This window comes from Mesorhizobium sp. CNPSo 4689, from assembly GCF_057784325.1.
In genome coordinates this window covers 99,290-124,141 of the sequence record NZ_JBWLUZ010000009.1, presented here as the reverse complement: position 1 = coordinate 124,141, position 24,852 = coordinate 99,290, and the positions used below count along the sequence as shown (strand labels likewise).

The 24,852-nt window shown below is 63.9% G+C and carries 22 protein-coding genes; 4 read left to right on the top strand and 18 right to left on the bottom strand.

The window, feature by feature from the left end:
* The first annotated feature begins 13 nt into the window (after positions 1-13).
* From AC04SI_RS15480 to dhaL (AC04SI_RS15465), 4 genes are all read left to right on the top strand, one after another.
* Complete coding sequence (locus AC04SI_RS15480) at positions 14-1,006, top strand: dihydroxyacetone kinase subunit DhaK (RefSeq protein WP_006206719.1); 993 nt, start codon at positions 14-16, stop codon at positions 1,004-1,006.
* Between the two features lie 10 nt (positions 1,007-1,016).
* Complete coding sequence (dhaL, locus tag AC04SI_RS15475; RefSeq protein ID WP_488474446.1) at positions 1,017-1,679, top strand: dihydroxyacetone kinase subunit DhaL; 663 nt, start codon at positions 1,017-1,019, stop codon at positions 1,677-1,679.
* A gap of 160 nt (positions 1,680-1,839) precedes the next feature.
* Positions 1,840-3,936, top strand: a complete 2,097-nt coding sequence (locus AC04SI_RS15470; RefSeq protein ID WP_488474445.1) for a bifunctional sugar-binding transcriptional regulator/dihydroxyacetone kinase subunit DhaK — start codon at positions 1,840-1,842, stop codon at positions 3,934-3,936.
* A 61-nt stretch (positions 3,937-3,997) separates the two neighbouring features.
* Positions 3,998-4,654 (top strand): dihydroxyacetone kinase subunit DhaL, encoded by a 657-nt coding sequence (dhaL, locus tag AC04SI_RS15465; protein WP_488474444.1) that lies wholly within the window; start codon positions 3,998-4,000, stop codon positions 4,652-4,654.
* A gap of 62 nt (positions 4,655-4,716) precedes the next feature.
* On the opposite strand, the gene AC04SI_RS15460 is transcribed toward dhaL (AC04SI_RS15465), so the two are convergent.
* The 18 genes from AC04SI_RS15460 to AC04SI_RS15375 all read right to left on the bottom strand — a co-directional run bounded on the left by AC04SI_RS15460 (position 4,717) and on the right by AC04SI_RS15375 (position 24,748).
* Entirely contained in the window at positions 4,717-5,922 is a 1,206-nt protein-coding gene (locus AC04SI_RS15460; RefSeq protein WP_488474443.1) for an NAD(P)/FAD-dependent oxidoreductase, read from the bottom strand.
* A complete protein-coding gene (locus AC04SI_RS15455; RefSeq protein ID WP_404278894.1) occupies positions 5,919-6,734 on the bottom strand; it encodes an NAD-dependent epimerase/dehydratase family protein in 816 nt (271 codons plus the stop codon). Before AC04SI_RS15455 ends, AC04SI_RS15460 begins: the two co-directional genes overlap by 4 nt.
* Positions 6,735-6,737: 3 nt before the next feature.
* Positions 6,738-7,940: a pyridoxal phosphate-dependent aminotransferase gene (locus AC04SI_RS15450; RefSeq protein ID WP_404278896.1), complete on the bottom strand. Its 1,203-nt coding sequence runs from the start codon at positions 7,938-7,940 to the stop codon at positions 6,738-6,740.
* Positions 7,937-9,556: a hydantoinase B/oxoprolinase family protein gene (locus AC04SI_RS15445; RefSeq protein ID WP_404278898.1), complete on the bottom strand. Its 1,620-nt coding sequence runs from the start codon at positions 9,554-9,556 to the stop codon at positions 7,937-7,939. Before AC04SI_RS15445 ends, AC04SI_RS15450 begins: the two co-directional genes overlap by 4 nt.
* Positions 9,553-11,649, bottom strand: coding sequence for a hydantoinase/oxoprolinase family protein (locus AC04SI_RS15440; protein ID WP_404278900.1), 2,097 nt, complete (start codon positions 11,647-11,649; stop codon positions 9,553-9,555). The genes AC04SI_RS15445 and AC04SI_RS15440 overlap by 4 nt, the downstream gene beginning before the upstream one ends.
* On the bottom strand, positions 11,646-13,316 hold the full coding sequence (locus tag AC04SI_RS15435; protein ID WP_404278902.1) for a thiamine pyrophosphate-binding protein: 1,671 nt from the start codon (positions 13,314-13,316) through the stop codon (positions 11,646-11,648). Before AC04SI_RS15435 ends, AC04SI_RS15440 begins: the two co-directional genes overlap by 4 nt.
* A gap of 120 nt (positions 13,317-13,436) precedes the next feature.
* Positions 13,437-14,861 (bottom strand): FAD-binding oxidoreductase, encoded by a 1,425-nt coding sequence (locus AC04SI_RS15430; protein WP_404278904.1) that lies wholly within the window; start codon positions 14,859-14,861, stop codon positions 13,437-13,439.
* A 68-nt stretch (positions 14,862-14,929) separates the two neighbouring features.
* Positions 14,930-15,685 (bottom strand): amino acid ABC transporter ATP-binding protein, encoded by a 756-nt coding sequence (locus tag AC04SI_RS15425; RefSeq protein WP_488474442.1) that lies wholly within the window; start codon positions 15,683-15,685, stop codon positions 14,930-14,932.
* 11 nt (positions 15,686-15,696) lie between these two features.
* Complete coding sequence (locus AC04SI_RS15420; RefSeq protein ID WP_488474441.1) at positions 15,697-16,641, bottom strand: amino acid ABC transporter permease; 945 nt, start codon at positions 16,639-16,641, stop codon at positions 15,697-15,699.
* Between the two features lie 136 nt (positions 16,642-16,777).
* Positions 16,778-17,941: an ABC transporter permease subunit gene (locus AC04SI_RS15415; protein WP_488474440.1), complete on the bottom strand. Its 1,164-nt coding sequence runs from the start codon at positions 17,939-17,941 to the stop codon at positions 16,778-16,780.
* A 57-nt stretch (positions 17,942-17,998) separates the two neighbouring features.
* A complete protein-coding gene (locus tag AC04SI_RS15410) occupies positions 17,999-19,036 on the bottom strand; it encodes an amino acid ABC transporter substrate-binding protein (protein ID WP_404278912.1) in 1,038 nt (345 codons plus the stop codon).
* Positions 19,037-19,109: 73 nt separating this feature from the next.
* On the bottom strand, positions 19,110-20,060 hold the full coding sequence (locus AC04SI_RS15405) for a LysR substrate-binding domain-containing protein (protein ID WP_404278914.1): 951 nt from the start codon (positions 20,058-20,060) through the stop codon (positions 19,110-19,112).
* Between the two features lie 77 nt (positions 20,061-20,137).
* On the bottom strand, positions 20,138-20,887 hold the full coding sequence (locus AC04SI_RS15400; protein ID WP_404278916.1) for an SDR family NAD(P)-dependent oxidoreductase: 750 nt from the start codon (positions 20,885-20,887) through the stop codon (positions 20,138-20,140).
* Between the two features lie 11 nt (positions 20,888-20,898).
* Positions 20,899-21,612, bottom strand: a complete 714-nt coding sequence (locus AC04SI_RS15395) for an SDR family oxidoreductase (protein WP_488474439.1) — start codon at positions 21,610-21,612, stop codon at positions 20,899-20,901.
* Between the two features lie 291 nt (positions 21,613-21,903).
* Positions 21,904-22,662, bottom strand: a complete 759-nt coding sequence (locus AC04SI_RS15390; protein WP_488474438.1) for a FadR/GntR family transcriptional regulator — start codon at positions 22,660-22,662, stop codon at positions 21,904-21,906.
* Positions 22,663-22,768: 106 nt separating this feature from the next.
* A complete protein-coding gene (locus AC04SI_RS15385) occupies positions 22,769-23,116 on the bottom strand; it encodes a RidA family protein (protein ID WP_404278922.1) in 348 nt (115 codons plus the stop codon).
* Positions 23,117-23,127: 11 nt separating this feature from the next.
* A complete protein-coding gene (locus AC04SI_RS15380) occupies positions 23,128-23,934 on the bottom strand; it encodes an SDR family NAD(P)-dependent oxidoreductase (protein WP_488474437.1) in 807 nt (268 codons plus the stop codon).
* On the bottom strand, positions 23,927-24,748 hold the full coding sequence (locus tag AC04SI_RS15375) for a shikimate dehydrogenase family protein (protein ID WP_404278926.1): 822 nt from the start codon (positions 24,746-24,748) through the stop codon (positions 23,927-23,929). The genes AC04SI_RS15380 and AC04SI_RS15375 overlap by 8 nt, the downstream gene beginning before the upstream one ends.
* Between the last annotated feature and the right edge of the window lie 104 nt (positions 24,749-24,852).

The following is a 24,852-nucleotide window of genomic DNA, read 5'->3' as shown; positions in this document are numbered from 1 at the left end:
GATCGGAGTAACAATGCAGCGGTTCATCAACAACCCCGACGAGGTCGTCGAGGATACGGTCAAGGGCTTCGTCAAGGCGCATGCCGACCTGGTCAGGCTGGGCAGCAACCCGCGCGTCATCGCCGCCCGCCATGCGCCGGTCGGCGGCAAGGTCGGCGTGATCACCGGCGGCGGCTCCGGCCACGAGCCCGCCTTCATCGGCTACACCGGCCGCAACATGCTGGACGCGGTCGCGGTCGGCGAGCTCTTCTCGTCGCCGACCGCAAAGAGCTTCCTCGACGCCGCGCGCGAAGCCAATGGCGGCAAGGGTGTCGTCTGCCTCTATGGCAACTACGCCGGCGACAACATGAACGTGAAAATGGCCATCAAGCTCGCGGCCAAGGAAGACATCGAGATCGCGACCGTTGTCGCCAATGACGATGTCTGCTCGGCGCCACCGGAAGAGCGCGAGAAGCGCCGTGGCGTCGCCGGCGAGATCTTCATGTGGAAGTGTGCCGGCGCCAAGGCCGCGCTAGGCGCCGGCCTCGAGGAGGTGCAGGCGATCGCGCAACGGGCGATCGACAATTGCCGTTCGATCGGCGTCGGCCTTGGCCCGTGCACACTGCCAGCGGTCGGGCATCCGAACTTCCTGATCGAGCCGGGCACGATGGAAGTCGGCATCGGCCATCACGGCGAACCGGGTGTGCGTGTCGAGCCACTGAAGCCGGCAGCCGAGATAGCCCGCGAGATGGTCAAGGTCGTCCTCGACGACCACGGTCTCGCCGCCGGAACCGAAGTGGCGGTGCTTGTGTCCGGCCTCGGCGCGACTCCGGTCAACGAGCTCTACATCCTCAACGACACGATCGAGACGGAGATCACTGGACGCGGCTTGACCATCCACAAGACCTATATCGGCAACTATTTCACCTCGCTGGAAATGGTCGGCGCCACGCTCACGGTCATGGCTCTCGACACCGAGTTGAAACGATTGCTGGACGTCGATGTCGATTGTCCGGCAAGGCTTTAGGAACAGGCGCATGCAGCAGTTTGACAACGCTTCCGCCGGCGACATCGTTCTTTCGCTGGCCGACAGGATCATCGAGAACCGGGCCTATCTCAGCGAAATCGACGGCAAGATCGGTGACGGCGACCACGGCGTCAACATGGCCAAGGGTTTCGGCATGGCGGCGGACAGGATCCGTGGCAACGACATGTCGCTGGCCACGGCCTTCGACACGCTGGGCACAGTGCTGATGACCGAGATCGGCGGCTCGATGGGTCCGCTCTATGGCGTCATGTTCACGCAATTCGCCGAAACGATCGAAGGTTCCCCGTCGATCGATGCCGGGACATTCAGCGCCATGCTCACCAACGGTCTCGACGGTATCCAGTCGATCGGCTCGGCCAAGGTCGGCGACAAGACGCTGCTCGACACGCTCGTCCCGGCCATCGAGGCCTTCGACGCCGCCAATGCCGGCGGCAAGCCGTTCCCGGAAGCCCTGGATGCACTGGTCGTCGCGGCCGAAAAAGGTCGCGACAGCACCAGGGATCTTGTGGCGAAGATCGGCCGCGCCAGCCGGCTCGGCGAGCGCTCGGTCGGTGTCCTCGACGCCGGCGCCACATCCTGCGCCCTGATCCTGGAAACCCTGGCGCATGGCGCCAAGCAGAAACTGCAGCTATCCGCGACCGCTGGAGGCTGAACACGGGCAAGGCTCCTCCCGAGCACTGGCTTCCGGCTGATTTCCAGCCGGAAGCCGGGTTGGTGCCCGATCGGACCAGACGCCATCAGGCCAAGATTGAGTGTTCTGCCATTTACGCTCATCTTGGCGATCGAACTTGGATTCGGGGAAACTTGGCAGCATGACCGTCAAGACATCATCGGCGCGCAAGAACGGCACCGTGCGAGCGGGCGCCGAAGCTGCGTCCGAGCCCATTCCGCTGCGCTATGGCGACGACCCGTATGTCTGGGCCTGCTGGCTCTACTACGAAGACCACATGACGCAAGGCGACATCGCCGAGATCATGGGCATTTCGCGGGCGACGGTGAACAGCTACCTGGCCGATGCCCGCGCCCGCGGCATCGTCAACATCTCGCTCGAGCCGTCACGGCTCAGCTCGCTGTCGATCGCGCAGGAGCTCAAACGTCACTTCGGCCTGCATGACTGTCTCGTCGTGCCGAGCGACGACAATACGCGGCCGCTGATCGACCGCCTTGGCGGAGCCGCGGCGCAGGCCCTTGCCAAGCTTTTGAAATCCGGTGACACGCTCGCCGTTGCCTGGGGGCGCACGATCCTGGCGATCGCGGAGCAGGCGTCGGTGCCCGGCCTTCAGGACGTCACCATCGTCCAGGCCACCGGCGGAACGGCCGCCAGCTTCGCCTATACGCCCGAGCTCTGCGCCGCCGCTATCGCCGGCGCGGTCAAGGCGAAGCTGATCAACATCACGGCGCCAGCGGTGGTTTCCACGGCCGAGGTTCGCGACATGCTGTTGCGCGAGCCGCTGATCCACAGCCAGTTCGGTGCTTTGGCCAAAGCCAACAAGGCGCTATTCGGCATCTCGTCGTTGCGTCCGAACTCGACGATCCACACCAGCGGCTTCTTTGAATCGGTTTCGCTGCAACAATATCTCGCCAGGGATGCCGTCGGCGTCGTCGCCGGCCGCTTCATCGACGGGCAAGGCAATCCGGTAGCCGGTCCGCTGGACGACCGCACGATCGGCATATCGCTCGACATGCTGAAGGCCATCGGCTTGCGCATCGCCGTCGCCGGCGGTTTCGACAAGGTGCCGGCGATCCTTGCCGCGCTGCGCGGCGGCTACGTCAATGTGCTGATCACCGACGCCGCCACCGGCCGCGGCATCCTCAATGCCGACGGCGTGACGGAACTCGACCAGAAGCTCTCGCAACGCCCAAGGGTCGACAACACGGTGGCGCTGCCCAGTAACTATCGCACCCACATCAAGAAGTTCCTCAACGACCCAAATGATGTCGTCGAGGAAATGCTCGACGGCGTGGTGAAGGCCAATGCCGCCTTTGTCATGCCGATCAAGGGGTCGCATCGCGCCCTCGTCGCCCGCACCGGACCGAGGCCAGGCAAGGTCGGGCTTGTGGTCGGCGGCGGCACCGGGCACGAGCCCTGCTTTCTCGGTTATGTCGGCAAGGGGCTTGCCGACGCCGTTGCCGTCGGCAACATCTTTTCGTCACCGCCTCCCGGCACGATCTTCCAGTGCGCCAACGCCGCATCAGGCGGGCAAGGCGTGCTCTTCGTCTACGGCAACTATGCCGGCGACGTGATGAATTTCGAGATGGCAGCCGAGATCGCTGCGGAACACAACATCGAGGTCCGCACGGTGGTGACAACGGACGACATCGCCTCGTCTCCGCTCGAGGACCGGGAGGGCCGACGCGGCGTCGCCGGCAACTTCTTCATGTTCAAGATTGCCGGGGCCGCCTGCGACCGCGGTTTGTCGCTCGACGCCTGCGAGGCCGTGACCCGCAAGGCCAACGCGCGAACCTTCACCATGGGGGTCGCGCTGGAGCCTTGCTCGATGCCGCAGACGCGCCGCCACAATTTCGAGATCGGCCCCGAAGACATCGAGATCGGCATGGGCATCCACGGCGAACCTGGTGTCATCCGTGAAAAGATGATGAGCGCCGACGCGATCACCGACCGGATCATGGACCGCATCTTTTCGGAAATGAAGCCGGCGGCGGGAGACCGTGTCGCGGTGCTGGTCAATTCATTTGGCGCAACGCCGATGATGGAACTGTACATTCTGTTCAGGCGCGTCGAGCAGCGGCTGAGCGCCAAGGACATCACGATAGAGGCGAACTGGGTGGGACATTACTGCACCTCGCTCGACATGGTCGGTGCGTCGATAACGGTCATGCATCTCGACGCCGAGCTTACAGAATTGTTGCACCACCCTTGCGACACGGCCGTCCTGCGGATTGGTTGAAGATAGGGAATAGGCGCCCCCGTGAAGACGGGCGGCATCCTGCTTGAGCTGGAGGAACACCATGTCGGACAATGCGGCGCGACGCCTGAGCAGGATGTTCTATCGCATATCGATTGCGATCGAGGCCGGAAAGGACCACCTCTCGGACCTCGACGGCGCCATCGGCGACGCCGACCATGGCATCACCATGTCGCTCGGCTTCATGGCGGTGAATGCGGAACTGGCCAAGCTCAACCTCGATGACACGCTGCCGTCGGAGGTCTTCACGGCCGCCGCCTCGGCCTTTCTCGACGCCGTCGGCGCCTCCACGGGGCCGCTTTATGCCACCGCCTTCCGGCGCGCGGCACAAGCGCTCAAACAGGATGAATGCCTCTCAGCCGCCGATCAGGCGATGATCGTCGAGGCCATGACCACCGGCATCAAGGAGCGCGGCAAGGGACAGCGCGGCGACAAGACGATGCTGGACGCCTGGATCCCGGCCACGGAAGCGGCCGTCAACGCACGCGCCCGTTCTGCCGGAGGCCCGGAAATGTGGAACAGCATACTGGAGGCCGCCGAAGCCGGCGCGAATTCGACGCGGTCGATGGTCGCTGCCCGCGGCAGGGCGGCCAGGCTCGGCGAGCGGTCCCTCGGTCACATGGACCCGGGTGCCGCCTCGGCCGTCATCATCCTGCGCGCGATGAAAGACACCTTTGGCGAAGGCGGACCGGCAAGATAGTCTTCTGCGTGGCCCCGGAGATTCGTGCAGCAAGTCAGAGCCCAGCAAGACCGACACCAGGTTCAGATAACAGCCTTTTCGAGGAACGGCCGGTTCTCCACGATGCGCTCGTAGCCGACCTCCGACAGGTCGAGCGTACGAAAGCCGCCATGGACGATGAGTTCCGCCACGCCGCGGCCGGCCGCCGGCCCCTGCTGCAGGCCGTGTCCGGAGAAGCCGTTGGCGAAGATGAAGTTCTTGACCTCCGGATGGGGACCGACAATCAGATTGTGGTCGAGCGTGTTGAAATCATAGTGCCCGGCCCACTGGTTCACGGCCTTGATCGCCTCGAATGCAGGCGAGCGCGCGGCCAGCGCCGGCCAGATGATCTCCTCGAACTCGTCGTAGCGCGGCTCGAAATCATCCCAGTCGGAACACGGATCTTCCACCGGCGGACAACCGGTCAGGAAGAAGCGGCCTTCCGGCCGGCAGAACACGCCGGACGGGTCGATCATCAGCGGCAGGCGGCCCTGGTTTACGGTGGCCGACCCCTCGGGAGACTGGGCGCAGTCGAACACGAACAACGTGCGCTTGCGCGGTTCCACGGGAACATCGAGCCGCGCCATGCGGGCGGTGAGCGCCGCCCGGGGACCGGAAGCATTGACCAACACGCCGGTCGATACCACCGCCCCGGATTTCAGGGTGACATCTGTAATATTACCGCCCTCGCGGCCAATGGCCACCACTTCGTCGGTCACGTACTCGACGCCCAGCGACCGCGCCTTGTTCTTGAAGCCGTACATCAGGCCGGTGTTGTTGAACCAGCCTTCGCCGGATCGGCCATAGGAGGCAAGCAGGATGTCGTCGACGTTTAGATGCGGAAAGGCGGCGGCCACTTCATCGCGCTGCCACAGCACCACATCCGCGCCGCAGGCTTGCTGCACGGCATGGTTCTCGCGCAATGTCTGCACCTGCTCCTCGGTGTTGGCGAGGAACAGGTAGCCGCCCTCGTGAAAGGCGAGATCAGGCCTGTCGGATCCCACCTGCATGGTGTCGGCGAAGTTGCGGATGAATTCCGTGCCGAACTGGCTGATGCGGACGTTGATGGGATTGGAGAACTGGTTGCGGATCGACGACGACGACAGCGACGTCGACGCCTTCGCATAGGTCGGATCCATCTCGACCACCAGGACGGTCCCTGAGAAGTCCGGATTGGCAGCCAGGAAATAGGCAACGGCGGAGCCGATCACGGCCCCGCCGATAATGACGACATCGTAGCTCTGCTTCACGATTTCGGCTCGTCGTCCGGATGGCCGAGTTCGCAGAACCAGCCGCCCAGATATTTCACCGACGGCGCCTTCGGATCCAGAACCGGCGTCCTCGCCTCGACCGCGGCGCGGAACGGCTCCGCGCTGTCCTGCGGATAGAATCCGAGATGGTTCGCGCCGCTGTTGTCGACCATCTTCAACCTGTTGTCGGAGATGCCGAACGAGATCGTGTGGCCGACGCGCGGCGCGGTCAGCGACGCTTCGACGAGGCGCACGCAATCGGCAAAGGAAAGGTACGACCACAGCATGCGGCGGTCGGCCGGCTCGGGGAATGACGAGAAGATGCGCAGGCACACCGTCTCGATGCCGAACTTGTCCCAATAGAGCCGGCTCAGGCTTTCGACAAAATTCTTCGACACGCCATACAGGCTGTCGGGCCGCACCGGCGCATCGACGCCGATATGCGCCTCGACCTCGTGATAGCCGATAGCGTGCACCGAGGAGGCGTAGATGACGCGCTTGACGCCGTGTTTCCGCGCCCCTTCATAGATATGGTAGGAACCGCGGATGCTGGAATCCAGGATCGTCTGCCAGGCGCATTCGAGCGGCGCGCCGCCGAAATGCACGATCGCGTCGCAGTCCTTGGTGGCCGCGATCGTCGCCTCCATGTCGGCAAGGTCGAACACCGCTTCTTCCTCGTGCGGAGCAAGATCGCCGAATGGTTCGCGGCCCGCCAGGCGGATCGTCTTTGCCAGCGGCACCAGCCCCTTACGCAGCTCCGAGCCAAGACGGCCGGCCGCGCCGGTGATCAGGATGCGTTCGTATTGGGGCATGGTCTACTCCACTTGTGCGACGGCGGCATTGATCCGCGCGATCGCTTCGGCAAGCACCTCCTCGCTGGTGGCGGTGGAGATGCGGAAATAGGGTGAAAGTCCGTAGGCGGCGCCCGGCACCGAAGCGACGCGGCCCTCATTCAGGAGATAGCTCGCAACCGCGGTGTCGTCTTCAAGCACGACGCCCTTGGGCGTCTTGCGGCCGATCAGGCTGGCGCAGCCGATATAGGCATAGAAAGCACCCTCTGGTGGCGGCAGCGTCAAGCCGTTGATGCGCCTGATGCCATCGACCACCAGGTTCCTGCGCGCTTCGAAGGCTTGACGGAACCGGGCCACCTCGTCCTGCGGGCCGTTCAGCGCGGCGACCGTCGCCGCCTGGGCGATCGAGCATACCGAGGTGACCGACTGGCTCTGGATGGTCGACATCGCCTTGACCAGCGGCGCCGGCCCGGCGGCGTAGCCGACACGCCAACCGGTCATCGCATAGGCCTTGGCGACGCCGTTGACGATCAGGCTTCGGTCCTTCAGCTCCGGACAGGCCTTGCCGAACGACACGAATTCACGACCGTCGAAGATGATGTGCTCATAGATCTCGTCGGACAGCACCAGCACCTGGCTGTGCCTGGCGAGGATTGCGCCAAGCGCCTTCAGTTCGGCCTCGGAGTAGACCGCGCCCGACGGGTTGCCCGGCATGTTCAGGAACAGCCATTTGCTCCTCGGCGTGATCGCCCGCTCGAGCAGTTCGGGCGTGAGCTTGAATCCGGTCGCTTCCGGGCATTCGACGACGACCGGCGTGCCGCCCAAGAGCTTGACCATCTCGGGATAGGACACGAAATAGGGCGCCGGCAGGATCACCTCGTCGCCGCCTTCCAGCGTCGCCATCAAGGCGTTGAAGATGATCTGCTTGGCGCCGTTGGCCATGACGATGTCATCAGCGGCGTAGTCCAGCCCGTTCTCGCGCCTGAATTTCGCGGCCACGGCCTCGCGCACTTCCGGCGTGCCTGCGGCTGCGGTGTAGAGGGTCTGGCCCGCCTTGGCGGCCGCATAGGCCGCTTCGGTGATGTGGGCAGGCGTCGGAAAATCCGGTTCGCCAAGGCCAAGGTCGATGACGTCGACGCCTTTGGCCCGCAGCGCCTTGGCGGCCTGGGAGGCCGCCATCGACGCCGACGGCTTGACCACGGAAAGGCGCGAGGAGATGTAGCTCATTTGCCGTCCTCCGTAACATATCCCCTGGATTGATCCTGCGCCCTCGCCTCGGCGCTGCGCTTGGCCGGATCGCCATAGCCGCCGCCGCCCGGCAACTCCAGGATCAACCGACGTCCCGCCGGCACATGCTGCCATCCCTTCGGTCGCATCAGCTTGCCGTCATCCAGCTTGACCACGCCAGCCTGGCCGTCCTTGCCGCCATTGCGGCCCTTTGCCGGATGCTTGACGCGGTCGAACATGGCCGAGAACTCGAACTCATGTCCGTCAAGGGCGCTGATTTCCAGAACCTGGCCAAGACCGCCGCGAAATTCGCCATCACCGCCCGAACCAGGCCGGAGTTCCTTGCGCCAGATGACGATCGGACCGGTGTGCTCCGTCGCTTCGATCGGCATGGTGTGAACGCCGGAGGGGAAGGCTGTTGCCGACAATCCGTCCAGTTCGGGACGGGCGCCCATGCCCCCTGAATTGAACATCAGCACCTCGGCGCGACGGCCGGCACCGCCGGCAACCGGCCGGGCCGAGATATGGATATTCCACAGCGCGGCGGCACCTTCCGCCAGGATCTTGCCGGGCAGCGCCTGGGCCATCGCGCCGAGCACGAGGTCAGGAACCATGTGACCGATGACATGCCTCAGCGATACCGGCGCCGGCCGGGCCGCGTTCAGGATGTTGACAGGCGACGACACGGTGAAGAAGGCCAGCGAGGCGGCATTGTTGGGAATGTCGGGCGCCACCACGCATTTCAGCGCATAGCAAGCATAGGCCTTGGTGTAGATGATAGGCACGTTGATGCCCCAGCGGCTCATCGGCGCGCTGCCGGAGAAGTCGACATTGAGATGGTCGTCATGCACCGAAACGGCCGCCGCCAGCTTGACCGGGTCGTCGTAGCCGTCGGTGACCAGTTCGTTGGACCATGTCCCCTTCGGCAGAGCCTTGATCCGTTCCAGCATGGCGTTATGCGTGCGCGAGAAGATGAACGCGCCGAGACCATCGAGCGATGCCAGGCCGATCTCGGTCATCATGCCGACAAGCCGCCGATGGCCGACCTCGTTGCACGCTGCAAGCGAATAGAAATCGCCGACAACCTGGTTCGGCTCGCGGACGTTGCAGCGCAGGATCTTCACCAGATCGCGGTTGACCACGCCCTTCTCGGCGAACTTCATGATTGGGATCTGGATGCCTTCCTCGTAGACCGACTTGCCGTCGGCGCCAAAGCCCCGCCCGCCGACATCAACGACATGCGCGGTGCAGGCGAAGAAGGCGACGAGTTCGCCATTCAGGAACGAGGGCGAGACCATCGTGATGTCGTGGAGATGGCCGGTGCCTTGCCAGGGATCGTTGGTGACGTAGGTGTCGCCCTCGTACATCTCCTCGCGCGGAATCTCGTTCATGAACTGCAGCACGGCCTCGGCCATGGTGTTCACATGCCCGGGCGTGCCGGTCACCGCTTGCGCCAGCATTTCGCCGCGCGGGTTAAACACGCCGGCGGACAGATCGCCCGACTCGCGCACGGAAGTTGAGAAGGCCGTGCGCAGCAGGGTCAGCGCCTGTTCCTCGACGACGGAGATCAGCCGGTTCCACATGACCTGCATGCGGATTTCGCCAATGTCGCTCATGCCGCGCTCTCCTTGCGGATCATCAGAATGGCACCGTCGCTCTGCATGACGGCGTCGAATGGTGTGGTGACGACCGTCGATGTCTCGCGCTCCACGATCACGGCCGGTCCCTTCACGCGGTCGCCTGCCGAAAGGCTGGTGCGTTCGACAATCGCCGTAGTCTGCATCGTCCCGGTACCCGGATCGAAGACCTCCCGTGTCACCGAGACCGGCACGTTGCGCGTGCCGGTCGTGATCTTGTGCTTTGCGGAGGCGGGCCGCTCGTCGCTTGCCTTCACGGACCAGGTGACGACCTCGATCTCGAGCCCGTCGAGCCCATCGATGGCGCGGCCGAAAAAGCGCTCGTAATTCTTGCGGAAGGCATCCGCCAGGGTGACGGCGGCGTCTCCGGCGAAAGGCTTGTCGGGCAGAGCAACGGGGATTTCCCAGCCTTGGCCCGCATAGCGCATGAAGGCGGTGATCTCGCGCACGATCTTGCCGCTGGTGCCGGCACGCACGAAGCTCTCGGCCGAAGCTTTCAGATCGTCGAGCAGCGCATTCGCCTCATCCGCCTTGAACTGCGAAAGCCGGATCAGTTTGGACGCCAGCGCCTCATAGCCGAAGGGCGCTTTGAGGAAGCCGATCGCCGAGCCGACGCCGGCACCCTGCGGCACCAGGCATTGGTCGAGGCCGAGCTTTTCGCAGAGCCGCGCCGCGTGCAGCGGTGCTGCGCCACCGAAGGCGATCATGACATTGTCCGAGATGTTCTTGCCGTTCTCGACCGCGTGAACACGGGCGGCGTTGGCCATGTTCTCGTCCACCACCTCGCTGATGCCGAACGCCGCCGACAGCGGGTTGAGCGACAGGCGTGCGCCGACATCGCTCGTGATCGCGCCTTGCGAGGCCGCAGCATCGAGCTTGATGGCGCCGCCCGCGAAATTGTCGGGGTCGAGCTTGCCCAGCACCAGATCGGCATCGGTGATCGCCGGCCGTTTGCCGCCACGCCCGTAGCATGCCGGCCCCGGCTCGGAACCGGCGCTCTCAGGGCCGGTCTGGATGCGTCCCATCGCATCGACCCAGGCAATCGAGCCGCCGCCCGCCCCGATCTCGATCATCTCGATCACCGGGATCGAGATCGGCATGCCGGAGCCCTTGCAGAACCGGTAGGTGCGCGCGACCTCGAAGGTCCTGGCCGTCTGCGGCGCATAATCCTCGATCAGGCAAATCTTCGCGGTCGTTCCGCCCATGTCGTAGGAGACGACGGTATCCAGATCGAAACGCAGGGCGATATCGGCGGCGAAGATGGCGCCGCCAGCCGGACCGGATTCGACCAGCCGCACCGGAAATTCGGACGCCGTTTCGACCGAGATCAGCCCGCCTCCCGAATGGATCATGAAGACCGGGCAGTCCGCGCCCATGTCCTTCAGCCGCGTCTGCAGCCGGGCGAGATAGCTGGCCATCTGCGGGCGGACATAGGCGTTGGCGCAGACCGTGTTGAAACGCTCGAACTCCCGCATCTGCGGCGAGACTTCGGCGCTGACGGAAATCGGCATATCCAGTTTTCGCGCCAGGATTTCGCGAGCCCGCTGCTCGTGCGCTGGATTCATGTAGGAATGGATGAAACCGATCGCGACCGCGCCAAAACCGCCCGCGGCGATCTGGTCGGCGATCTCTTCCAGGGCGGCCTCGTCCAGCGGCTGCAATTCCTGGCCTTCGGCGCCGATGCGGCCCTTGACGGTAAAGCGATGCTCGCGCGGGATCAGCGGCATCGGCAGTTTCAGGTTGAGGTCATACTGCTCGAAGCGGTTCTCGGTCCGCATCTCGATCACATCGCGAAAACCCTCGGTCGTCACCAACGCCGTTTTGGCGCCGCGTCGCTCGATGAGCGCGTTCGTCGCCAATGTCGTGCCGTGAATGACGATGCCGATGTCGGCTGTCGAAATCTTTGCATCGCGCACCACGATGGCGATGCCATCGAGGATCGCCTGCTCGGGCGCCGAATAGGTGGTGAGCACCTTGGTCGAAAAGATCGTTCCGCGCACGTCGAGCGCGATGTCCGTGAACGTCCCGCCGATGTCTGCGCCGAGACGGATGTCGTCTGTCCTGGTGGTCATGCCTTGGCCTTCTGCGAAGCAAGTGCCGCCTCGCGCATCTGGGAGAGGGTCTGGCGCGGGGTCAGCGCCTCGGGGGAAATCACGAGTTCCAGAACCGCACCAGTCGGCGATGCCAGCGCCCTCTCGAATGCGTCAGCGAAATCCGCGGTGGGTTCGACGCGTTCGGCATGGAAGCGGTAGGATCTGGCAAGGCCGACGAAATCCGGGTTCTCGATATTCGTTCCCGAAACGCGCGCCGGATAGTGCCGCTCCTGATGCGCGCGGATCGTGCCGTAAATGCCATTGTTCAGGATCAGCACGATGGGCTGCGCGCCGGCCTGCATGGCAGTCCCGAGCTCCTGGCAATTCATCTGGAAATCGCCGTCGCCGGCGAAGCAGACGACGGTGCGGTCGGGAAACGCCACCTTGGCGGCAATCGCCGCCGGCAGGCCGTAGCCCATCGCGCCGGACTGCGGCGCGAGCAGCCGCGCCTTCGGCCCGAACTTGAAGAACTTGTTCGGCCAGACCGTGAAATTGCCGGCGCCGTTGGTCAGGATCACGTCGTCGGGCAGGTTTTTGCGCAGCCATGCGCTGACTTCGACCATGTCGACCGGACCAGGCTGGGCGGGTGCCTTGAACGCACCTTCGTAGCTTGCCCTGGCCTTGGCACGCCATTCGGCCCACCCGCCCTCGACCGGGGTCAGCGCTTTGGCGAAAGCATTGGGGCCGGCATGGATGCCGACGGAAGGAATGTAGACCTTGCCGATCTCGCGGTCCGACCCGTGGACATGGATCAGTTTCTGGCTTGGCTCGGGCACCGACAGCAAGGTGTAGCCATCGGTCGTCATTTCTCCGAAGCGCACATTGATGGCCAAGATCACGTCGGCTTCGCGGATCAGCGCCTTAACGTGCGGCACCATGCCCACACCGGCCTCGCCGACGAAAACCGGCGAGCCATTGTCGAACTGATCCTGGAACCGGAAGGCTGCCACCACCGGAATGTCGGAAGCCTCGGCGAAGGTCTGCAGCGCAGTGCGTCCTTCGGCCGTCCAGTTGGTGCCACCGATCAGGATCACCGGCCGGCGCGCCGCGGCAAGCATTTCTTGGGTTGCGGCAACCGCCTCCACTGCAGCAGCGGGTTCGAACATTGCAGCCGGACCACTGAGCGGAGCGGCGTTCGTCATCGTGGTCAGCATGTCCTCCGGCAGCGCCACGACGACCGGGCCAGGCCGTCCCGTCAGCGCCGTGGTCCATGCCCGCGCCACGATCTCGGGAAGACGCGAAACCTCGTCGATCTCGACCGCCCATTTCGCCAGCGTGCCGAACACCGCGCGATAGTCAACCTCCTGGAATGCCTCGCGGCCCTTCATGTCGGTGCCCACCTGGCCGACGAACAGCAGCATCGGCGAACTGTCCTGCATGGCGGTATGGACGCCGATGCCGGCATTGGTGGCGCCGGGGCCGCGCGTCACGAAGCAGATACCCGGAGAGCCGGTCAGCTTGCCATAGGCGGAAGCCATGAACGCTGCACCGCCTTCGTTGCGGCAGAGCACGTAATCCAGTCTGCCTTCGGTATCGTGCAAGGCGTCAAGAACAGCCAGGTAGCTTTCTCCGGGCACGCCGAAGCTCTTGGTCGCGCCCAGTGCCATCAGGCACTCGACAAGAAGCTGGCCGCCATTGCGCATCATGGATCAACTTTCTCAATGCCCGGCGGATGGGCGTGAATACTTTGTCGCCTGCCGAGCTTGGGCCACTTTTCGTTTTGAACCTGCACGTTGACGAGACGCGGCGAAATCAAGAAATCTCATCTATTGGAAAGTTTTTCTTTGCCTGACGGAAGAGATCAGAACGCCCGGATTCATCACGCCCGACGGATCCAGGGCATCTTTAAGGACCGCCATCAAGTTTCGCTCCACCGGACTTCTGTTGGTGTCGGCCAGCACGATCTTCGAGCGGCCGAGGCCATGCTCGGCGGCAAAGCTGCCGCCCATATCAGTGGCCAGCGCGGCCAGCGCCTGGCCGAGCTCCAACGCCTTGTCGGCAAAGTCGCTTTGCCCTTCGGGAGGGCTCAGATTGTAGTGGATGTTGCCATCGCCGAGATGGCCGAAAGGATTGATGCGCACGCCCGGCAGGATCTTGCTGCACGCCGCTTCCCCAGCCTCTACAAATTCGGCGATCTTGCCTGGCGGCACCGAAATGTCGTGCTTGAGCTGCTGTCCCTCCAGCCGCTGGCCTTCGGGTTGCTCCTCGCGCAGATGCCAGAAGTGCGCCCTCTGGGCATCCGACATTGCAAGCGCACCGTCGATCACAAGCTCCTGCTCCATGCCCCACTCCAGTGCCGCCGTCAGGATGTCATCCAGCGGAACCCGGGCCGAGCTCGACGCGAGTTCAGCCAGAAGGTGAACCCCGCCCCGGGTTTCCAGCGGAAAGGAAAGGTCCGCCATATGTTTCAGCACCAGCTTGAGGCCGAAATCGGAAAAGAACTCAAGGCCGGAAAGGAATTCGCCCGCTTCGCCCCTCAGATACGTGCCGAAAGAGACCGCCGCGCCGCAATCGGCGAAGGTGAGCAGCGCCGTCGTCCGCTGCTTGGGCGCCGGAAAAAGCTTCAGCACCGCGCGCGTCACAATGCCCAGCGTGCCTTCCGAGCCGCAGAACAGCTTGCGCAACTGGTAGCCGGCATTGTCCTTCTGCACGGAGCGCAGCCCGTTCCACACCGTGCCGTCGGCGAGAACGACTTCGAGGCCGAGGACGAGGTCCTGCATCATGCCGTAGCGCAAGGCGTGGCTGCCGCCGGCATTGGTGCCGATCAACCCGCCGATCCGGGCGCTGCCCTCGGCACCGAGATGCATCGGAAAGATCAGACCATGCGGCTCCAGGGCCTCGTGCAGTGTGGCTAGGACCACGCCGGCTTCGACAACGATCGAACCGCTCGCGAGATCCGGCTTTTCCATCGCCGCCATGCGGGAGAGCGACAGGATCACGGCGCCGGCTTCGTGCGCGACGGCACCACCGCACAGGCCGGTGTTGCCGCCCTGGGGCACCACCGCCACGCCCGCCTCATGGCAGATTTCGACGACCCGCGCCACCTCCTGCGTGTTTGCCGGACGGGCGACGCCCAGCGGATTCGCTCCGTAGCGGCGCAGCCAGTCCCATCGATAGGGCTCGACGTCACCGCCCGAAAGCCAGCCTTTCGCACCAAGAACATTCGACAAGGCAGAGACGGGATCGGTCATGGGATAATCTGTGTGAGTTCGAGAGGCTCAGATGCGCCGCATCGCATCCGTACGGCATGGAACCCCGATCAATGCCCCAGAACCTGGGCGAGGAACAGTTGCGTTCGTTCGCTTTTGGCCGATGTGAAGAAGATCTCCGGCGGCGCCTCTTCGACAATCTCACCCGCATCCATGAAGATCACCCGGTCGGCAACCCGCCGCGCAAAGCCCATCTCATGGGTGACGCAGATCATCGTCATGCCCTCGGAGGCGAGCGTGACCATCACATCCAGCACTTCCGAAATCATTTCCGGATCCAGTGCGGATGTCGGCTCGTCGAAAAGCATGATCTGCGGCTGCATGCACAGCGAACGCGCGATGGCGACCCGCTGCTGCTGGCCGCCTGAAAGCTGGCCGGGATATTTCAAGGCCTGTTCGGGGATGCGGACCTTTTCCAGATAGCGCCGCGCCGTCGCTTCCGCCTCAGCGCGGGGCATCTTGCGCACCGGCATCGGCGCGAGCACGCAATTCTCCAGCACCGTCATATGCGGAAACAGGTTGAAGTGCTGGAACACCATGCCGACTTCGCGCCGGATCTCGTCGATGTTTCCGACATCATCGTTCAGTTCCGTGCCAAGCACCATGATGCTGCCGGCATTGTGTTCCTCCAGCCGGTTGATGCAGCGGATCATCGTCGATTTGCCAGAGCCGGAGGGGCCGCACACGACGATCTTCTCGCCGCGCGCGACGGTCAGGTTGATGTCACGCAGCGCATGAAAGGTACCGTAATACTTGCTCATGCCTTCGACGCGGACGGCTATTTCCTGCGTGGTTGGAACGGTCATCACGAAACTCCTTATCGCTCGCCGACCGACATGCGCCGTTCGAGGAAGGCGCCGTATCGGGACAGGCTGAAGACGAAGACGAAATAGATGAGGGCGATGAAGGCGTAGACCTCGACATAGGCGAACCGCCATTCGCCGGTTCCGTAGGCGGCGTTGCCTGACGCCAGGATCTCGAAGAAACCAACGATGACCACCAGGGACGTCTCCTTGAACGAGATCACGAACTGGTTGATCGTGGCCGGCAGCGCGTTGCGCATCGCCTGCGGCAGGAGGATGCGGCTGATGCGGTGCCAATAGCTGAGGCCGAGCGCCATCGCGGCCTCCTCCTGTCCTCGCGGAACCCCCTGCATGCCGCCCCTCACGATCTCGGCCTGATAGGCGGAGAAGAACAGCGCCGAGCCGAGGATCACCCGATACAGCTTGTCGCCCTGCAGCCACTGCGGCAGCGCGAAAGGCAGGACGATCGCGAAGGTGAACAGGATCGAGATCAGCGGAAGCGAGCGGACGCCATCGATGATGAGGCCCGTCGTGCGCGATATCCAGGGCAGTTCGGAGCGGCGCAGCAGGGCAAGACAGATTGCCAGCGGAAAGCCGATCAGGCAGGTCGTTACGAAGATGAAGAGCGTCAGCGCAAGCCCGCCCCACATTTCCTCGCCGACGAAGCTCAGGCCGAGCAGACCGCCTTTCATCAGCACATAGAAGACGGCCGCTCCGACCCCCCAGACGAGCGCGATGCGACGTCCCGTCCAGAAGGCGGGAATGCAGCTCAGCACTGTCATGGCCACGACCGTGACGCAGGCCAGCGCGGAGCGCCATTGTTCCTCATAGGGGTACAGACCGAAAAAGATGATGCGCCACCGGGCGGCGATGACCGACCAGCAGGCTCCGGACGCCGCATGGCAGGCGTCCGCCCCTCCGCTGGCATCGAACACCGCGGAGAAGACAGCCCAGTTCAAGAGCTTCCACCAGAAAGACAATCACCGAGAGAGAAAGCAGTGAAACCACGGCCTGAAGAGGCGTCGCGAAGAAGCGTCTCTTCAGATCCTCAAGTTTTCCTGAGGCAGGCGGAGCGACAACGACCATTTCCATCTCTCATCCCCTCAGTTGATTGCCCTTGAGGGCGATCGCTTTGTTGATGCGGTTGAACAGAGCCGCCAGGCTCAGATTGATGATCAGGAAGCCGGCCATCAAAATGCCGATCGCTTCGAGGGTCTGGCCGGAATGGTTGATCGTCAGCGCCGTGATCATGAAGAAGTCGGTGAAGCCGACTGCTATGCCCATCGTGGTGGCCTTCATCAGCCAGACATACTGGTTGGCCAGGATCGGCAGCATGGCGCGCAGCGCAAGCGGCAGCCGGACAAGCGTGAAAACCTGCCAGGGCGTGAGCCCCAGCGAACTGGCGGCCTCCACCTGGCCTTTGCCGACGGCCTTGAAGCCACCGCGCACGATCTCACCGATATAGGAACCGCCATAGATCGCGATGGCCACGACGAGTGCGGAAAACTCCGGCGGGATGCGCAGGCCGCCTCGCAGGTTCAGGCCTTGCAGCGAGGGCAGATCAAGCAACGGCGTGTCGGGCAAGCGACCAACAAACAGAAACAGAACCGCGCATACGAGCGCGGCTGCAACGGCGGCAAGCTGCACCGAGGTTCGTTGACCCAACGGACGGCTGAGCAGGGATGTCCGGCCCAGCCAGATCGGCAGGACGATGGCCGCGACCACGGCCAACGAAGCCGCCAGCAGTGCCAGCCCGCCGACGTTCGGCGACGGCATGTAGAGCCCACGGCTCGTGAGCAGCATGCCCCAGCCCTCATGCGCGTTGCGCGGCGTCGGCAGGTGCGTAATCAGCGCATACCAGAAAAACACCTGCAGGATCAGAGGGATGTTTCGAAAGACGTCCACGTAGGTGCGGCCGAGCAGCTTCGCCAGATCATTCGCGGACGTCTGCGCAAGCCCTACGATCATTCCGACCAGCGTCGCCAGCGCGAGACCGAAGCTGCCAAGAAACAGCGTGTTGAGGATGCCGATCAGGAAATACCACCAATAGGGATCATTGGCCGATGCCGGCAGAAGCGAGAAGCCCAAATCCCAGCCGGTCGACTTGAACAGGAAGTCGAAACCCGAGGTAATGCCCTGGGCAGCGAGATTCTGTCGCGCGATCAGGGTGCCGGCGATAACCAGCGCTCCAAGCGCGCCGACATAGAGCGCCTGCAGCAATGCGTTGCGAACCTTCTGATTTCTCAGCAGCTTAAACATCGACCGACCTTTCCTGGGAGGGAGGGCCGGCTCCGCGTTGGCGGAGCCGGCTATGCGTCAGTCGACCACCAGCGGGAACAGAACGCCGCCATTGGTCCACAGATTGGTCAGGTCACGATCCATCTTGTAGGGCGAGTCCTTGCCGAGATCGCGATCGAAGATCTCCGCATAGTTCCCGACCTTCTTGATGACGTTGTAGGCCCAATCGTCGGGCAACCCGAGACCCTTGCCCATGCCCGGTGCGGCGCCGAGGAACTTGGCGACCGCCGGCGACGTCGGCTTGGCCTTGATCTCGTCGACGTTCTTGGAGGTGATGCCTTCCTGTTCCGCGAACAGCAGGGCGCTGAGCGTCCAGTTGGCGACGTCGACCCAATTGTCGTCACCCTGCCGCAGGATCATGACCTCCGGCTCGACCGCGATCACGTCAGGCAGGATCACATGATCTTCGACCTTGCCCTTGGCCACGCGTGCGATGGCCAGGACCGGACCCCATTGCGCATAGAGGTCGCACCGGCCGGAGAAGTAGGCCTGTTCGAGCTCTTCCGTCTTTTCGATGACGACCGGCTCGAGCTTGATTCCGATCTTCTGGCTGTAGGCGGCGACCTGCTGTTCGATGGTCGTGCCCGCCGGGATGCAGATCGTGCCGCCCTCTGCGTCCTTGAGCGACTTCAGGTTGAGCTCCTTGTGCGCCATCACCTTGGTCGTGCCGAGGTAGTACGACATCGAGAACTGCAGCCCCAGTTCCGTGTCGCGGCTCAGCGTGCCGCCGGAAGCCTTGATGACGATGTCGACGTCGCCCGACTGAAGCGACGGCCAACGCTGTGCCCAGCTGATCGGCACGATCTTCAGCTTCGCCGGATCACCGAAGACGGCGGTGGCCACGGCCCGGCAAAGGTCGACGTCCATGCCCTTCCAATTGCCCTTGTCGTCGACTTCGGCAAAACCGAGATACGAGCCGTCATGGCCGGTGCAATTGAGCACGCCCCGCGCCTTGACGGTTTCGAGCGTCTTGCCGCCCGCCGCCTGAGCCGGCGCTGAAATCTGGACAAGGCTGAGCGCAAGGGCGGCAGCCGCCCCCCATTTGAGAAACTGCATAGTCATTCTCCGCTGTTGAGGTTGTTGGATTTTTATGTTGTTGGGGCTGTCTGGCCCGGGTTGAAAGCCGCCTTCACTCGAGAAGGGGGGTCGGCTTCGGTAGGGCAGAGATCTTCAGATCGCTGCCCCAATCTTGTTGCGTCAGCCATCGGTGCAGGGCAGCGACAGCTTTCACGCGTAGGTGCCCTCTGGGCACGACCAGGTAGAAGCCCGGTATTTCCTCCTCCTTCATGTCGACGAGCACGTCGCGCCCAAGCGGCGCGACAAGCGCGCCCGATCGCAAATCTTCTTCGGCATCCATGACCGACACGAGCCCGATGCCGATGCCCTGCAGCGTCGCGCGCCGCATCGTCGCGGCGTCGTCGAAGCCGATGCTGCGGTCGCCGTCCGCCAGCTCGACGCCGAGGTGCCGCAGGATGTCAGGCCACAGACGCTTCGACTTCACCGTGTCCAGCAGCGTGAAGCGGGTCAGGTCCTTCGCCGATCCGATCTGCCCGCCGATCGCCGGCGTGCAGCAGATGATCTTCGGGTCCGGCACAAGCAGCGTCGTGTCGTAGTCGGACCAGCCGCCATACCCCCACTGCACTGTCATATCGACATCGTCGCGTCCGAAGTCGGGCAGATCGACCATCGTCGTCAGCCGAAGATCGGCGCCCGGCAATATCTCGCGGAACAGCGACAGGCGCGGCAGCAGGTAGTGGGTGGCGAAATACGGGCTCGCATTGAGATTGATGCGATCCCGGTAGGTGGATTTGGTGACCCGGCGCACCCCTTCGGCAAACTCGTCGAAGCCGGCCTTGACGTAGTGCGACAAAAGGATCGCCGACTCGGTCAACTCGATCGAGCGCCCCTTGCGCTCGAACAGGGTCACCTGCAGCGTGTCTTCCAGCAGCTTTATCTGCTGCCCGACAGCCTGAGGCGTCACCAGCAATTCGTCGGCGGCCTGCCGAAAGCTCTTGTGCCGCGCGACCGCGTGAAAAACCCGCAGGGCATTCAGCGGCGGAAGGCGCGGCTTGCCAGTCATCGTTCGTTCAGCTCCTTCCGGTTTTCGAACTCCATTGTGCACGGCACGTCACGGTCACTGCGGCCAGCGCACTGACCTCAAGCGTAGATGTAACCGCCTGAAACGATTATGTTTTCACCAGTCATGTAGGTGTTCTTGGGGCCACCGGCCATCAGCACCCATTCGGCGATTTCCGTCGGCTGCGCGCCGCGGCCCAGCGGGCTCGCCTTGGCCAGTTCCTCCAGGAAGCCGAGAGCGGCCGCGCGCTCGGTCGCCATGCCGGCGGGAGCCACGGAATTGACGAGAATACCGTCCTTGGCGACGTGATGCGCGAAGGAGCGGGTGAGGCTGACCACCGCCGCCTTGGTCGCCGCATAGTGGGCGTTCTGCGGATGCGCTTTGAAGGCGTCCACCGACGTCAGGTTGACGATGCGCCCGCGAATCTCGGCCTTGGGTTCCTGCGACTGCATATGCCGGACGGCCGCGACCATCATGTGGTAGGTGCCCTTGATGTTGATGCCGTTGGAGGCGTCCCATTCGGCGTCGCTGATTTCGAGCAGCGGGCGGCGGGGATAGATCGCGGCGGAGTTGATCACCGTGTCGATGCGCCCCAGCTTCGAAGCGATTGCATCGAAGGCGGCGTGGCACTGCGGCCCGACCTGGATGTCACATTTGGCAAAGGCCGTCGGCAGGCCTTTCGCGCTTGCCGGTTCAAGTGCTGCTTCAGCCGCCTCAAGGTTGATGTCGATGATGCCAATCTTGGCGGCACCTTCGTCGACCGCCATGCGGGCCAGCAGCGCGCCGAGGCCGGAACCGCCACCCACGATGAGTATCGAAAGACCCTTCATGTCCTATGTCCCTACTTGCTGCCGCTCGGCGTGGTCGGGCGGGTTGGCATGATGTCGAAACGGGTAACGTCGGCCCAGGCGGGCAAACCAAGCAGGGCCACGACCATCCGGGCCACGTCCTCGGGCTGGACAGCGACATTGCCGGCATACATGGCGGCGCGGGCCTTGGCGTCGAGGATGTCCTTGTAGAGCTGCGTCTCGACCCGACCCGGCACGATCTCCGTCACGCGGATGCCATGGCTGGAGAGGTCGGCCCGCAGTGCTGCGGCAAAACCCGCGATCGCCGCCTTGGTCGCGGAATAGACGGCTACATTTGGAAACGCGGCATGGCCGGCCGAAGAGCCGGTGAAGACGATGTGCCCTGCCCCGCGATCGCGCATCTGCGGCACGACCAGCCGGGTGAGGATGATCGCCGAACTGAGGTTGACCTCCAGCGTCGCGTCGATGTCCGATATTTTCATGTCGGCGAAATTGCCGAGCGGCGGCATCACACCCACATTGTTGATCAACACGTCTATGTGCAGATCGCTCACCACAGCCTCGAGCGCCTCCCGGTCGGTGACGTCGACGGCGATGGGCGTGATTCCGGGTCGCGTGGCCCGCAATTCCTCCAGCGCGCTCTTGCTGCGGCCGACGGCATAGACATCGTAGCCGGCCTCGCTGAGCGCCACCGCCATCGCTCGCCCGATGCCGCTCGTCGCTCCTGTGATGAAGGCTGTCGTCACGTAGGCTTCCCCGTTGTCTGGAGATCAGTGTGTGGCTTTGGCCGGCACAGTGAAACCAAGAAAACCAGGAAAAAGGAAAGATAAGCTTTCTCATCGACCAATGCCACGACATTGCTGCACTGCGGTCCGCAAATGCTGCATGCCCGCAAAAGTCAGGCATCTCGCAGGTACTGTCCGACTTTTTCCTTCGCGGAATCGCCCACGACCAACCGTCTTGAGCGAAAAACCTGGCTTTGCCTTTGGTCGAGAAACGGCTTGCCGGCACATGTTGGCAAGACCGCTTCCGCATGATCAACGCGTCGGGGCAGCCGTCCCTTTCAGATCGGAGAAAAGAGAGGCCGCGGCGGCCTTCTGGGCCGCATCCGTCGTTTCGACGCCGGAGGCCAGCGCAAGAGCACGGACACGCTCGAGACTGTTTTGAAGATGCTTGCGCATGGCGTCCCGCGCGGCGCGGCCATCCTGCTTCTCGATGGCTTCGACGATCTTCCGGTGCTCGCTGTGGATACGCGCGTAGTAGGCATCCTTGAGTTCGGGCACCACCACGTGACCAAGCTGGAAGCGCGGCACGATGACGGGGCGCAGATACTCCAGGAAGCCATGGATGAACTCGTTGCGCGCGGATTTGGCGATGGCCAGGTGAAAATCGTAATCGTAGTGGACCGGCACCGCGCCGGGATCCTCATTACGGGCGTCAACCTGCTCCATCAGCCTGCGAATGGTGCCGGCCTCTGCCTCCGTCCGCCGCTCGGCGCAAAGGCCGGCGGCCTCCACTTCCACGCTCAGCCGCAATTCCAGCAAAGACACGGTTTCCGGCAAGGTCTTGAGCGCGTCCTGCGGTATCGAAAAATTGCGCGGCGCCGGCGCCTCGCTGACGAACATGCCACGGCCCTGCTGGGGAATCACCATGCCTTCGGAGCGCAGCCGCGCAACCGCCTCGCGCACAACCGTGCGACTGACATCATATTCGGCGCCAAGCTCAGCCTCGGTCGGCAACTGCGCGCCGGGTTGCAGCCTGCCCGAGCGTATCTTCTCCGACAGGCTTTCGGCCACGACGGTGGAAAGTGGCTTGCGCTTGGTCATCGGTCTCCTTCCACCATGCCCGGATGCCAAATGAAAGGTCCGAATGCCGGGATGATGCCCCAACCGGCAAGGCCTTTCAAACCGCCGCCGTCACGATCAACTCGACCAGCATGCCAGGCTTCGCCATCCGGCCTTCGCCAGACGAGCGAGCCGGCGCATGCTCCTTCGGCATCCAGGCGTCCCAGACCGCGTTGACCTCGTCGAAATCGCGGATGTCGTCCAGCCACATCTGCACGTGCAGGATGCTTCTCTTGTCGGTGCCGGCCTTGGCGAGCAGCGCGTCGATCTTGCCGAGCACTTCACGCATCTGGTTTGCCGCGGACTGGCCGGGCGTGGCGACCTGCCCGGTCAAGTAGAGCGTGCCATTATGGATGACGCCATGATGGATGCGCGTGTCGAATGCAAACCGCTGGATAGCGTTCATTGGCTTTCTCGTCATGCACCGGGAGTGGGACGGATCGGGTTGCCCTGCAGGTACTGCGCATAAGGCGCCTGGACGAGCCAGCCGGCATCGACCGGCAAGGTCACCCCGGTGATCGACGCGGCGCGCTCCGAGCACAGGAACAGGGCGGCCTCCGCCACGTCGCGCGGATCGACGAAGCGGCGCAGCGCCGTGGTCGCCCTGATCGCGTCGGGGTTGCGCTCGCCGCTGGCGATCTTGGCCTTCAGCCCGTCCGAGAGCGTGTAGCCGGGCGCGACCGCGTTCACCCGCACCCCTTGCGGGCCGAGTTCGGCGGCAAGGATTTGCGTCAGCGCCAGCACCGCGTGCTTGCCGGGCGTATACGCCGGAAGCGAAAGCGGCGCGAATGAAGCAAGCGAGCCGACATTCAGGATGGCGCCCCTTCCCGCGGCCGCCATCAGTCTGCCGAACACCTGGCAGCCGAGCAACGTGCCGCGATAGTTCACGCGCCACATCTTCTCGTCCTCGTCCAGGCCCTGGTCGAGGACCCGCTTGCCGCTCTGCAGCATGCCGGCGCAGTTGACGACGACGTGCGGCACGCCGAACGCCACCTCGACGGACCGTGCCAGCGCTTCGACCGACGCGGCATCCCCGACATCCGTCTCGAAGAAGCGGGCGGCGGGAGACCCTGCGGCTTCGCACGCGGCGGCGACGGCATGGCCGCGCGCCGCATCGCGCCCCGACACGGCGACACACAAGCCCTCCTCGGCAAAGCGCAAGGCAATCGCGTGGCCGATGCCGGAGGTGCCGCCGATCACGACGGCCGTTTGCGCCTCAGCCATTGCCGCGGTCCTTGCGCTCGATGTCGAAGAATTCCGACATGCCGCGGACCTGGAAATCCATCATCGGGCGCCCCGGCTGGACACGGCAGCCTCTTTCGCGTCCCGCGCGCAGCAAGGCCGTCTCGGCCGGTTCCATGATGATGTCCACAACCGTCATGTCCGGGGTCAGCCGGCTGACATCCAGCGGCAATGGATCGCCGGCGTGCATACCGACCGGCGTCGCGTTGATCGCCATATCCATGCCCGAGGGATCGGCGTCACCGACCTCGATGCGACAGTTCGGAAACGCCTTGGCAACCAGCCCCGCCAGTTTCCCGGCTCGGTCGGCATCGATGTCCGCCAGGCGGATCTCCTCGGCACCAGCTTCGGCGAGGCAATAGGCCAGCGAGGCGCCCGCGCCCCCTGCCCCCACCTGCAGGACGCGCCGGCCGGCAATCTGATGGCCGCCGGCCTTCAATCCGTCGATGAAACCGACGCCGTCGAAATTGTCGGCATACCAGGTTCCGTCGGCCTGGCGGCGCACCGAATTGGCGCTCTGCACGCGCGCTGCCCGATCATGCGCGGCGGCGCATTTATGATAGACCGCCGTCTTGTAGGGCACCGAAATGATCACCCCGCGGATGTTCTCGGCAGCGGAAATGCCTGCCCAGAATGTCTCGAAATCCTCGGGACGGCAGCTCAACGGCACCATCAGGCTGTCGAGGCCCTTCTGTTCGAAGATTTCGTTGAACATTCCGGGACTTTTCGCATGGCCCACAGGATGGGCCAGCATCACGAAGATATCCGCCTTGCCGGTTCCGCGCATTGTATTCATACCCTTTCGTTTGACAATTCGTGGCCGCTCAGCGCGCCATCGGAGCGCCCATCACGCCCAGCCCGATAAAGCCGATCCTCATGCACCACCTTTCTTTTTGTGAC